Source organism: Streptomyces sp. NPDC055254 (genome assembly GCF_053606025.1).
In genome coordinates this window covers 397455-408757 of record NZ_JBSGQV010000002.1, presented here as the reverse complement: position 1 = coordinate 408757, position 11303 = coordinate 397455, and the positions used below count along the sequence as shown (strand labels likewise).

The 11303-nt window shown below is 70.9% G+C and carries 12 protein-coding genes and 1 rRNA gene; 10 read left to right on the top strand and 3 right to left on the bottom strand.

All coding sequences use genetic code 11. From position 1 onward, the window contains the following. Positions 1-140 precede the first annotated feature (140 nt). The 9 genes from rrf to ACWFQ8_RS04120 all read left to right on the top strand — a co-directional run bounded on the left by rrf (position 141) and on the right by ACWFQ8_RS04120 (position 7118). Positions 141-257 (top strand): 5S ribosomal RNA (gene rrf / locus ACWFQ8_RS04160). Positions 258-403: 146 nt separating this feature from the next. Then, positions 404-1057 carry an HAD family hydrolase gene (locus tag ACWFQ8_RS04155; RefSeq protein ID WP_453784608.1) on the top strand — a complete coding sequence of 218 codons (654 nt, stop codon included), beginning with the start codon at positions 404-406 and terminating at the stop codon, positions 1055-1057. 43 nt (positions 1058-1100) lie between these two features. Further along, positions 1101-2360, top strand: coding sequence for an MFS transporter (locus ACWFQ8_RS04150; protein WP_453784607.1), 1260 nt, complete (start codon positions 1101-1103; stop codon positions 2358-2360). Continuing rightward, positions 2311-3480 (top strand): acetoin utilization protein AcuC, encoded by a 1170-nt coding sequence (locus tag ACWFQ8_RS04145; protein ID WP_453784606.1) that lies wholly within the window; start codon positions 2311-2313, stop codon positions 3478-3480. The genes ACWFQ8_RS04150 and ACWFQ8_RS04145 overlap by 50 nt, the downstream gene beginning before the upstream one ends. Before the next feature lie 78 nt (positions 3481-3558). Continuing rightward, entirely contained in the window at positions 3559-4389 is an 831-nt protein-coding gene (locus tag ACWFQ8_RS04140) for a phosphatase (protein WP_453784605.1), read from the top strand. 114 nt (positions 4390-4503) lie between these two features. Continuing rightward, positions 4504-4713: a helix-turn-helix domain-containing protein gene (locus tag ACWFQ8_RS04135; protein WP_008738568.1), complete on the top strand. Its 210-nt coding sequence runs from the start codon at positions 4504-4506 to the stop codon at positions 4711-4713. 121 nt (positions 4714-4834) lie between these two features. Beyond that, complete coding sequence (locus ACWFQ8_RS04130; protein WP_003948845.1) at positions 4835-4933, top strand: 30S ribosomal protein bS22; 99 nt, start codon at positions 4835-4837, stop codon at positions 4931-4933. Between the two features lie 101 nt (positions 4934-5034). Then, positions 5035-6117 carry an NAD-dependent epimerase/dehydratase family protein gene (locus ACWFQ8_RS04125; RefSeq protein WP_453784604.1) on the top strand — a complete coding sequence of 361 codons (1083 nt, stop codon included), beginning with the start codon at positions 5035-5037 and terminating at the stop codon, positions 6115-6117. Further along, complete coding sequence (locus tag ACWFQ8_RS04120) at positions 6117-7118, top strand: lysophospholipid acyltransferase family protein (protein ID WP_453784603.1); 1002 nt, start codon at positions 6117-6119, stop codon at positions 7116-7118. Before ACWFQ8_RS04125 ends, ACWFQ8_RS04120 begins: the two co-directional genes overlap by 1 nt. 75 nt (positions 7119-7193) lie before the next feature. Here the strand turns inward: ACWFQ8_RS04120 and ACWFQ8_RS04115 are convergent, their stop codons facing one another. From ACWFQ8_RS04115 to ACWFQ8_RS04105, 3 genes are all read right to left on the bottom strand, one after another. Continuing rightward, positions 7194-8396, bottom strand: coding sequence for a DUF5667 domain-containing protein (locus ACWFQ8_RS04115; RefSeq protein WP_453784602.1), 1203 nt, complete (start codon positions 8394-8396; stop codon positions 7194-7196). Between the two features lie 233 nt (positions 8397-8629). Then, the gene (locus ACWFQ8_RS04110) at positions 8630-9445 is read right to left on the bottom strand and encodes an ECF subfamily RNA polymerase sigma factor, BldN family (protein WP_453784601.1); all 816 of its coding nucleotides are present in this window, start codon (positions 9443-9445) and stop codon (positions 8630-8632) included. 361 nt (positions 9446-9806) lie between these two features. Further along, a complete protein-coding gene (locus tag ACWFQ8_RS04105) occupies positions 9807-10829 on the bottom strand; it encodes an HAD family hydrolase (protein WP_453784600.1) in 1023 nt (340 codons plus the stop codon). A gap of 106 nt (positions 10830-10935) precedes the next feature. Between ACWFQ8_RS04105 and ACWFQ8_RS04100 the strand changes: the two genes are divergently transcribed. Next, positions 10936-11214, top strand: coding sequence for a glutaredoxin family protein (locus ACWFQ8_RS04100; protein WP_453784599.1), 279 nt, complete (start codon positions 10936-10938; stop codon positions 11212-11214). Positions 11215-11303 lie beyond the last annotated feature (89 nt).

The window sequence follows — 11303 nt, the reverse complement described above, 5'->3', positions numbered from 1 at the left end:
CCAGATGTGGAAGCCCGGTAACGGGTGAAGCTGACTGGTACTAATAGGCCGAGGGCTTGTCCTCAGTTGCTCGCGTCCACTGTGTTAGTTCTGAAATAATGAACAGCTGTGAAAACACCAGCGTTCTAATTTCATAGTGTTTCGGTGGTCATAGCGTTAGGGAAACGCCCGGTTACATTCCGAACCCGGAAGCTAAGCCTTTCAGCGCCGATGGTACTGCAGGGGGGACCCTGTGGGAGAGTAGGACGCCGCCGAACAATCATTGTGGGAAAGCCCCGCACCAACCCGTCACGGGTTCGGTGCGGGGCTTTTCTGCGTTCCCGGGCCTCGGCCGGTGAGAATCCGCCGGATGCCCGGCATGTGGTCGGGCGGGTCGCCCGCCGACGGCTCGTAGGGTTGGAGCATGGGCTATGACCTCGTCATCTTCGACAACGACGGCGTTCTGGTGGACAGCGAGCCGCTCGCCAACAACATCCTCGCCGGATACCTGACCGAGCTGGGCCACCCCACCACGTACGAGGAATCGCTGCGCGACTACATGGGGTCCGCCGTGCACCGGGTGCACGATCTCGTCCTGGAGCGGACCGGCGCGAAGCTGCCCGCCGACTTCGACGAGACGTTGCACGCGCGGACCTTCACCGCCTTCGAGCGCGAATTGAAGCCCGTCCCCGGTGTGGAGGACGTACTGGGCGCGCTGACCGCCAGTGGCGTGGGCTACTGCCTGGCCTCCTCCTCGACGCACGCGCGGATCAGGGTCGGGCACCGGGCGGCCGGGCTCGACGGGTGGTTCGAGGAGGAGTGGATCTTCAGCGCGGAGGACGTCGGCCGAGGCAAGCCGGCTCCCGACCTGTTCCTGCACGCGGCCCGGCAGATGGGTGTGGAGCCCGCGCGGTGCGTGGTCGTCGAGGACAGTCCGCTGGGGGTGCTGGCGGCGCGGGCCGCGGGGATGGACGTGTACGCCTTCACCGCCATGCTCCCCGCCGAACAGCTCGGGGACGCCACCGGCTTCTTCGGCGACATGATGCAGCTCCCGGGGCTCCTGCAACTGCCCGTGTGATCTCTCTACCCACCGGTAGCCCCGGGGCCTACGCTCACCCGCCATGACGGTAGACGTGCGGCTCAGGCGTGGGCGCGGCGCCCTGGGTCTCAGCTTCTTCGTGCAGGGTGTGACCTTCGCCCTGCTCGTGACCCGGATCCCCGCCATCCAGGACCGGTACGGGATATCCGACGGGCTGCTGCCGGCCTTCCTGGCCGCCGTGCCCGTCCTCGCCGGCGCGGCCAGCGTGGCCACCGAGCACCTGGTGAAACGGGTCGCTCCCAGCACCGTCCTGCGGTGGGCGCAGCCGGTGGTGCTGCTGTCCCTGCTGGCGGTGGGGGCCGGGGACCGGATGTGGCACGTGGCGGCGGCCCTGGGGGCGTTCGGGCTGTCGGTGGGCGCGCTGGACGCCTCGATGAACATGCTGGGGGTCAGCCTGCAGCGTGCGTACGGTCGCAGCATCATGCTGGGCTTCCACGCCGCGTACAGCCTGGGAGGCATCCTGGGGGCCTCGGCCGCGTGGGCGGGAGCGCACTGGCGGCTGGACCTGTTCGTGAGCTACCTGCCGGCCGTGGCCGTGCTGCTGCCGCTGGCCCTGCTGGGCAGCCGCCGGTACGTGGACCGGTCGGACCGCGCGGAGGCGGGTGCGAAGGCCGGAGGGAAGGCTGGAGAGAAGGCGCGGGTGGCGGACGGCGCGGGGCTGGGGAGCGGCGGCTTCAAGCTGCTGCTGCCGCTCTGCCTGGTCATGGCGTGCGCGTACATCGGGGACTCGACCGTCGCGAACTGGAGTGCCAAGTACCTCCAGGACGTGCTCGGGAGCTCGGAGCAGCTGGCGACCGTCCCGTACAACGTCTACATGGTGACCACCCTCGTCGGGCGGGCCGTCGGCGACCTGGGAGTGCGGCGCTTCGGCGCCGTGGCCGTGGTGCGGGGCGGTTCGCTGGTGGCGGCGGCCGGCTTCGCCGTGGTGGCGGTGGCGCCCGGGGCGTGGACGGGGATGCTCGGGTTCACGCTGCTGGGGATCGGGCTGTGCGTGATCGTGCCGCAGACCTTCGCCGCGGCCGGCCGGTTGTTCCCGCACGCCTCCGACACGGCCGTGGCCCGGCTCAACATCTTCAACTACGTCGGCTTCCTGATCGGCTCCCCGCTCGTCGGGGCGATCGGGGACGCCTGGAGCTACCGGGGCGCCATGCTCGTCCCGATGGTTCTCGTGCTGGTCACGCTCTTCCACGCCCGCTCGTTCGGCTCCGACGCGGCCCGATACGGTGTCCGGCATGAGCGGCCGCGGGTTGTTGATGTGGGACGAGGCGGTAACGAGGTATGACTTCGGACCGAGCCATCCGATGGATCCGGTGCGCCTGGCGCTGACGATGGGCCTGGTACGGGCCTTCGGGCTGGACCGGGCCATGGAAGTACGGGCGGCTCCGGCGGCCGGGGACTCCACGCTGCGGCTCGTGCACCGGGGGGACTACGTCGCCGCGGTGCGGGAGGTGTCGGCCGACCCCGGGGCCGCGGACGGTTCGTACGGGCTGGGGACCATGGACGATCCGGCCTTCCACGGGATGCACGAGGCGTCCGCGCTGATCGCCGGGCAGTCGGTGGCGGGCGCGGAGGCGGTCTGGCGCGGTGAGGCCGAGCACGCCGTGAACTTCGCGGGCGGGCTGCACCACGCCATGCCGGGCGGGGCGGCCGGTTTCTGCGTGTACAACGACGCGGCGCTGGCGATCGCGCGGCTGCTGGAGCTGGGCGCGGAGCGGGTCGCGTACGTGGACGTGGACGTCCACCACGGGGACGGGGTGCAGGCGGCGTTCTGGGACGACCCCCGGGTGCTGACGGTGTCGCTGCACGAGCATCCGCGGACACTGTTCCCGCAGACGGGCTGGCCGGAGGAGACGGGCGGCGCGGCCGCCGAGGGCTCGGCGGTGAACGTCGCGCTGCCGGCGGGGACCGGGGACGAGGGGTGGGTGCGGGCCTTCCACGCGACCGTGCCGGAGCTGCTGGCCGACTTCCGCCCCCAGGTGCTGGTGACCCAGCACGGGGCCGACACGCACTTCGAGGACCCGTTGGCGCACCTGGCGGTGTCCCTGGACGCCCAGCGGACCGTCCAGGAGTCCTGCCACCGGCTCGCGCACGCGTACGCGGACGGCCGGTGGCTGGCGCTGGGCGGCGGCGGGTACGCGGTGGTGGACGTCGTACCGAGGTCGTGGACCCATCTGGTGGCGATCGCCGCACACCGGCCGGTGGCGCCGGAGACGGCGGTTCCGGCGTCGTGGCGGGACGAGGTGTACGCGCGGACCCGGCAGCTGGCGCCGGCCCGGATGACGGACGGCCGGTCGGTGTCATGGCGGGAATGGGACGCGGGGTACGACCCGGCGGACCGTACGGATCAGGCCGTTCTGGCGACCCGGCGGGCCGTGTTTCCGCTGCGCGGAATGCTGACCTGAGCTTTCGTCGTTACGCCAACTGTGGGGCTGTTCCACCGAATTGATGATCCGCCAGGTGCGGTGCGGCAGCATCGGAGGGTGTTGAGCACCGGCGCGTTGCGTGCGCATCTGCTGGCCGCCCGGTTGGCCGGGCCCGTCGCCACCTCCCGGGAGGAGAGCCTGCGCAGCTACCGGCTGTTCGCTGCGCGTGATCCGCGGGTGCTGCTGGGGCTGGACCCCGAGTGGGGATGGGGCGAGCGGGATCTGCTGGGGCTGATGGCGCGCAAATGCGGGGTCTCCGCGGACCCGCGCCACGTCAGCGGTTCCGACGTGATCGACCCGGAGCTGACGCTGGCCGCGCTGGAGGCCTTCGCGGGGCGGCTGCGCCAGGCGGTGGGGGCGCGGTCGCCGGTCCTGTTCGGGACGGGGCATCCGCACCGGCTCCTGGGCTTCTACGCCGGTTTGGCCGAGGCGATGTCGGCATCGGGCTGTGCTGTCCTCACTCCGGCGCAGGGGGTGGAGGTGGACGTGGCGACCCGGTTCGGCGTACGTACGTACAGCATCGATTACGTACGGGGGGTCGCACTGGTGCGGGACCCCGGCGCGCGGACGGCGGGAAGTGCCACCGGCGCACACTCCCACTCGCCGCTGCCGGTCCGGGTGGCTCTGGGAGCTCTGGCGGAGGCCGGCGGGCCGTTGCCGGGGCTGGTGGTGGGGGACCACGGGTGGGTCTGCGGCGCAGGTCAGCTCGGTGTGGACGCGATCGGTCTGGCGGATACGGATGATCCCGCGCTGTTCGTCGGCGAGGCCGAGGGGCGGGTGGCGGTGGCCGTTCCGGTCGATGACGGGGTGCGTGCGGACTACTACAGACCGCTTACCCGCTATGTACTGGACCGGGCGCGCCTGACGGGGTGGCAGGAGTGGCTGTAGCTCCTCTTCCCCACTCGTATCACGCGCCCCTACTCTGGGGAGTGAGCGTGCGACGACGAGGAGTAACCGGAGGGGAAGCCGGTGCCCGTCATGCGCGGAAGGTCAAGGTGTGTCATGGCTGCTGGCGAGAGGCCTCTCAGTGAGGTTCAGTTCCTGACCGTGGCGGAGGTCGCCTCGGTGATGCGTGTGTCAAAGATGACCGTGTACCGCCTGGTGCACAACGGTCATCTGCCCGCAATCCGGGTGGGCCGGTCCTTCCGGGTCCCCGAAAACGCGGTCCACGAGTACCTCCGAGAGTCCTATGTGGGGGTGGAGTCGGCCTGAGACTGACCCCCGGCAGGCCTCGGATTACAAGCTCAGAGCTCGGGCGGGTAGGCTAGGCCGACGTAGGTCGTGTGGGCCCAGACGCCCCGCACCGAGTGAAGAGAAGTGAGCGAGGGTAGTCGTGGGCTCTGTTATCAAGAAGCGGCGCAAGCGGATGGCTAAGAAGAAGCACCGCAAGCTGCTCAAGCGCACCCGCGTCCAGCGCCGTAACAAGAAGTAGACGGCAGCTGTACGTGTTTTCCGCAGCCCCTCCACCATCCTGGTGGAGGGGCTGCGGTGCAGCCGGGGACGGTTGTTCCTATCCAGGGAGGCGCTGAGCTCGTGGGTAAGGTCGTACTGGTCACCGGGGTCGCCCGGCAGCTCGGAGGGCGCTTCGTGCGCCACATCCAGCGCGACCCGGAGGTCGAGCGGGTGATCGCGGTGGACGCGGTCAGACCGCCGCACCGGCTCGGCTCGGCCGAGTTCGTCCGTACGGACATCAGACAGTCGGCGATCGCCCGGGTACTCGCCGAGCACGCGGTGGACACCGTGGTGCACTTGGCGGTCACCGGGGGTACAGCGGGCACGGGCGGCGCGCACAGCACCGTCAAGGAAACGAACGTCATCGGGACCATGCAGCTCCTCGGGGCCTGCCAGAAGTCGCCGACGGTGAGCCGGCTCGTGGTGAAGTCCAGTACCAGCGTGTACGGGGGCACCCCGCGCGATCCGGCCGTCTTCACCGAGACCACCGAGCCCAAGTCGCTGCCGGCGGGCGGCTTCGCCAAGGACGCCGCCGAGGTCGAGGGGTACGTACGGGGCTTCGCGCGCAGACGGCCCGACGTCGCCGTGTGCGTCCTGCGCTTCGCGAACATCCTGGGACCCTTCGCCGACTCGGCGCTCGCCGAGTACTTCTCGATCCCCGTGATGCCGACCGTCCTGGGCTACGACCCGCGGCTCCAGTTCGTCCACGAGGACGACGTGCTGGACGTGCTGCGGCTGGCGGCGCGCGAGCCGAAGCGGGGCACCCTCAACAGCGGGACCTTCAACATCGCGGGCGACGGCGTGCTGCTCCTGTCGCAGTGCGCGCGGCGGCTCGGGCGGCCGATGATGCCGCTGTTCCTGCCCGCCGTGACCTGGGTGGGATCGGCGCTGCGGGCGATCGGTGCCACCGATTTCTCCCCGGAGCAGATAAGGCTCCTCACGCACGGCCGGGTCGTGGAGACCTCCCAGATGCGGGAGGTCCTCGGATTCGAGCCCATGTACACGACGGCCGAGACCTTCACCGACTTCGCGCGGAGCCGGCGGAGCGGGCTGCTGCCGCCGGAGCGGGTCGGGCGCGCCGTGGGGCGGGTGGCGGCCATGCTGAACGTCAACGGTCCGCAGGACGGGACCGGAGCCGACGAGGACGAAGGAGCGAAGCGATAGTGGCGGACGCCAAGGTCATTGCGTTCGACGAGGAACGGCCGCGCCGCCGGCCCGCGGGGCGGCGGGTACGGGCGGTGGCGCCGACGGGGCCGGAGCGGCTCCGGCCGGTGGAGGCGGAGGCGGTGGAGCCCGTGGAGGCGGCCGCCCCGGCGGCCGCCGGTGACGGCTGGGACCGCCGGCTGGCCGGCGGGCTGGCGTTCCTGCGCCGCCGGATCACCGGGGAGTACGAGGTCGACGAGTTCGGCTACGACAAGGAGCTGACGGACCAGGTCCTGATGTCCCTGCTGCGGCCGCTGTACGACAAGTACTTCCGGGTGGAGGTCAAGGGCATCGAGAACATCCCGGCGGAGGGCGGCGCGCTGATCGTCGCCAACCACTCGGGCACCCTGCCGCTGGACGGGCTGATGCTCCAGGTCGCCGTGCACGACCACCACCCCGCGCAGCGCCATCTGCGGCTGCTGGCGGCCGACCTGGTGTTCATGCTGCCCGTGGTGAACGAGCTGGCCCGCAAGGCCGGCCACACCCTGGCCTGCGCGGAGGACGCCCAGCGGCTGCTGGAGGCCGGTCAGCTCGTCGGGGTGATGCCGGAGGGCTTCAAGGGGATAGGGAAGCCGTTCGGAGACCGGTACAAGCTCCAGCGGTTCGGGCGGGGCGGCTTCGTCTCGACGGCGCTGCGCGCGGGCACGCCGATCGTGCCCTGCTCGATCGTGGGCGCGGAGGAGATCTACCCGATGGTCGGCAACGCGAAGACGCTCGCGCGGCTGCTGGGCATCCCGTACTTCCCGATCACGCCGACGTTCCCGTGGCTGGGGCCGCTGGGGGCGGTGCCGCTGCCGACGAAGTGGACGATCCAGTTCGGGGAGCCGATCGCGACCGACGGGTACGCGACGGAGGCGGCGGACGACCCGATGCTGATGTTCAACCTCACGGACCAGGTACGGGAGCAGATCCAGCACACGCTGTACAAACTGCTGGTGCAGCGGCGGTCCGTCTTCTTCTGACGGCCGCACGACGGTCGTTGCGACCGGAAGCCGGCGAGGCCCGCAGGGGCCTCGCCGGCGTACCCGTGCCGTGCGCTACCCGACGTCCTCCGAGTTGATCCCCAGGCCCGGGAGGAGACCCGGGAGGAGGGGCGGGAGGGTGATGTCCGGCTTGGGCTGGTCGGACGCGCCCGAGGAGGGCGGGGCCGACTGACCCTGCGGCGGGTTGAGCAGGTCGCCCGTACCGCCCAGCAGGCCGCCGTCGGCCGAGGGCCGGGGGCTGCCCGAGGGGGACGGCGCGGTGCTGCTGCCGGAGGTGCCGCCGGGAGCGGGCGCGGGCTGCTGCTTGCCGCTGGGGGTGCCCGGCTTGGCGGGCGTACCGGGCGTGCTGGTGCCGCGCGTCTGCTCCGGGGGCTTGGGGAGCAGGCCCTGGAGCGGCGCCACGTCTTCGTCTATGGCCCGGAAGACCGACTCCACCTCACCGCCCACGTCCGTGAGCTGCGCCGGCAGCTTCTCCCTGAGCTTGCCCCACGCGTCGCGGTGGGAGCGGGAGAACGACGACAGCGCCTGGATCGGGCCGAGCGAGCCGTCCCGTTCGTACGCGGCCTGGAGGAGCCTGTGGCCCTGCTCCGCGTCGTGCTTCATCCCCGCCAGGGCCCGGCGGATCGCGCCCAGGGACTCGTGGTCCAGTACGCCCGTCCGGCCGCGCTCCATCAGCCTGCGGGCTTCCGACAGGCGGTTCGAGGCCTGGTCGAGATAGAGCTCGCCCCGGTCCGAGTCCTCGTCGGCCATCCCGAGCTTCAAGTCCTCCATGCCCCGCTTGACGGGGTAGAGGTGGTCACCGGGCAGGGCGTCGGAACTGGCAGCGGCCACTCCGCTGAATGCCCCCGCGGCCACCCCTACGGTGAGGCCGCCCGCTGCGATGCCCTTGGACCAGCGGGAGCGGGGCCGCATCTTCCGGAGCGAGGTCGCCCGGTGGGCGCCGCGGCCGGTCCGCTGCTCGGGCACCAGAGGGTCCGAGGCGGCACCGCCCCCGGCCCTCTCTTCCAGCACCATCGCCTCCACGGCGGCCACGAGCTGGGCTCGCTGCACCACTTTGACGTCGGCGTCCAACTGCGGGCGCGGCATTTCGCCGAGCGCGCTCGCCAAGGCCAACAACCGGTCGCGGTCGGCAGGTTCGGCAGGTGCCTCGGACTGCTCGGCCGCCGGATCCGGTTCCGGAAGATCGGAAAGGGTCCGATCCTCCAGGGCCTGGGCGAAGGCGTTCGCCCGCCGGTGCGGAGTCACGTTCGCGATCACTGGCGGCACCTCCTCTCGTCATGACGATCGACTCCCCTGGGTGTCCGGAAGGTTGCCTTCCTTGAGCACATCCACACGTTCGAGTGAGCGGCTTCGGGCAAGGCATGTCCACAGGGAGCCTGCATTCCGCACAACGAGCGTCGCGGCACTTGGGTTACGGACGAAGGATGATCGGACCACAGCGTCATCGAGGGGTCACCGAATATTGAGGTCGGGTTGTGGTGTGAAGACCGTCAGCGGGCGTCTTCCGGAAGGAGGCGGGCCAGCGTACGGACCGCCCGGTACTGGAGTGTCTTGATGGCCCCCTCGTTCTTCCCCATCACCCGGGCCGTCTCGGCGACCGAGAGGCCCTGCAGGAAGCGCAGCGTCACGCACTCCTGCTGCTGCGGATTGAGTTTCCGTACGGCCTCCAGCAGGGCCGCGTTGGAGAGGGACTCCAGGACGGAGTCCTCGGGGCTGCGCTCGACCTCGTTCGCGTCGAGCATCTCCCCGGTGGTGACCTCCAGCCGGAAACGGCTGGACTTGAAGTGGTCGGCCACCAGGTTGCGGGCGATCGTCACCAGCCAGGCGCCGAAGTCGCGGCCCTGCCAGGTGAAGGTGGAGATGCGGCGCAGTGCCCGCAGGAAGGTCTCACTGGTGAGGTCCTCCGCGGTCGCCTTGCCGCCGACGCGGTAGTAGATGTAGCGGTAGACCGTGTCGCTGTACTGGTCGTAGAGACGGCCGAAGGCCTCGGCCTCGCCGGCTTGGGCGCGTTCGACCAGGTCCATCATGCGGGCCTGGTCGCTGTCCGCCGCGGGGCGGCGGGAGGCGGTCTGCGTGCTCGTGCCGGCGGCGCCGTTCGAGCCCCCGGCCGCGCGTCCTCGTCTGCCCACCGTCGCGCCGCCGTCGGTCAGGGCATAGCAAGGGCCGACCGGGCCGAGGCCGGCAGGGACCGCGGCGGCGAAGGCGGGGACGGCGTACGCGGTGGGGACGAAGCCGCGCAGGTGGTCGAGGACCGTTGCGCGCAGCGTAGCCAGGCCCGAGGCGTCAACCCCGACAGGTGGGTACACGGGACTCCCAGAGGCAGAGCTTCCATCACGTGCAGTGCGGAACCGTTCACCCGTCGTGGCGACAGATGGACGGTGGCATGCGTTTGAGGAGAATAACGCTTCGTACAGGCGGCGCTACACCCAGTTGCTCAAATCACCGGTTCCGACACTTCTGTTGCCTGTCGAGGGCATATTCAGTCGCAGTTGGTGACCGTTTGTTGATCACTTGGATGCGCGGAATGGACGCTTCCAGAGGAGCTGTCGACCGTCTCGGGCATGCCGGAGTGCCGCGCGGGGGGCGCGGGCAGAGGTGAGCGAATGCCCCGGCCCCGCGGTGCGGGCGGGCGGGGGCGGGGCCGGGCCGGTCGGGGGCCTGTCGCGGCTACTTGCGGCGGCGGTTCAGGGCGATCGCGGCGGCCGCGCCGCCGGCGATCGCGCCGACCCCGGCGGCCGCCGGGACGCCCACCTTCACGGCCTTCCGGCCGGTCCGATAGTCGCGCAGGCGCCAGTCGTTGCTCCGCGCATGCTTGCGCAGTTTTGTGTCGGGATTGATCGCGTAGGGATGTCCGACCAGCGACAGCATCGGGATGTCGTTGTGCGAATCGCTGTACGCGGCGCAGCGCGCGAGGTCCAGGCCCTCGGCGGCGGCCAGGGCGCGGACGGCCTCGGCCTTGGCGGGGCCGTGCAGCGGCTCGCCGACCAGCCGGCCGGTGTAGACGCCGTCCACGGATTCGGCGACGGTCCCCAGGGCGCCGGTCAGGCCCAGCCGGCGGGCGATGATCGTGGCCGTCTCCACGGGGGCGGCCGTGACCAGCCAGACCTTCTGGCCGGCGTCGAGGTGGGCCTGGGCCAGGGCGCGGGTGCCCGGCCAGATCCGCTCGGCCATGTACTCGTCGTAGATCTCCTCGCCGATGGCCATCAGCTCGCGGACCTTGTGGCCCTTGACGATGGACAGGGCGCTGTCGCGGGCGTCCTGCATGTGCTCCGGGTCCTCGACCCCGGCGAGCCGGAACCAGGCCTGCTGCCAGGCGAAGCGGGCCAGCTCGCGGCGGCGGAAGAACTCGCGCTTGTAGAGGCCGCGGCCGAAATGGAAGATCGCGGCGCCCTGCATGACGGTGTTGTCGAGGTCGAAGAAGGCGGCGGCCAGGTCGTCGCCGGCGACGGGGAACGCGGGCTCCGCCGCGGCTTCGCCGAGGGCTTCCGGTTCGATGTCCGGTGCGATGTCCGACAGGGCGGGGGACGGGGTCCCGGTCAGCGCCGTCTTGCGGGCGGCTTCGGCCGAGGCCTCGCCCGCGAGCACGCTCCGCGCGGTGGCGGAGCGTCTGCGTGGTGCGAGCCATCCCCATGCAGCGCGCGTCCCGAAGGGACTCCTACCGGGGTGGTGGTCGGGCGTCGGGCGGGGCATGACGCGAGCATAGCCACTGTGTTCGGGACTTCCCGAACCGATGGGATGCGGCGGCGTGAACTCTTCGGGGCGCCGCTGTTACGCCGGGGCGCGGGAGAATGAGGGCATGAGTCCTCTGTTGCGCCGCAAGGAAAAGAAGAGTCCGGCCGAGCGGATGGTGACGCTGATCGGAAAACCGGGGTGCCACCTCTGCGACGACGCACAGGTGGTGATCGAGAAGGTCTGCGCGCAGACGGGCGCCCGGTGGGAGAAGAAGGACATCTCGCAGGACGAGGAGCTGTACCGGCTGCACTGGGAGCAGATTCCGGTTGTCCTCGTGGACGGCGAGCAGCACACCTTCTGGAGGGTGAACCCGGAGCGCCTGCGGCGGGCGCTGGAGGGCTGACCCTCCGTGCGGGTACCCTCATGGGCGATTTGTGCAGGCTCGGGGGCGTATCTGTGAGGAGTGTGTACGGTTTTGCCCCCTTGGCGATT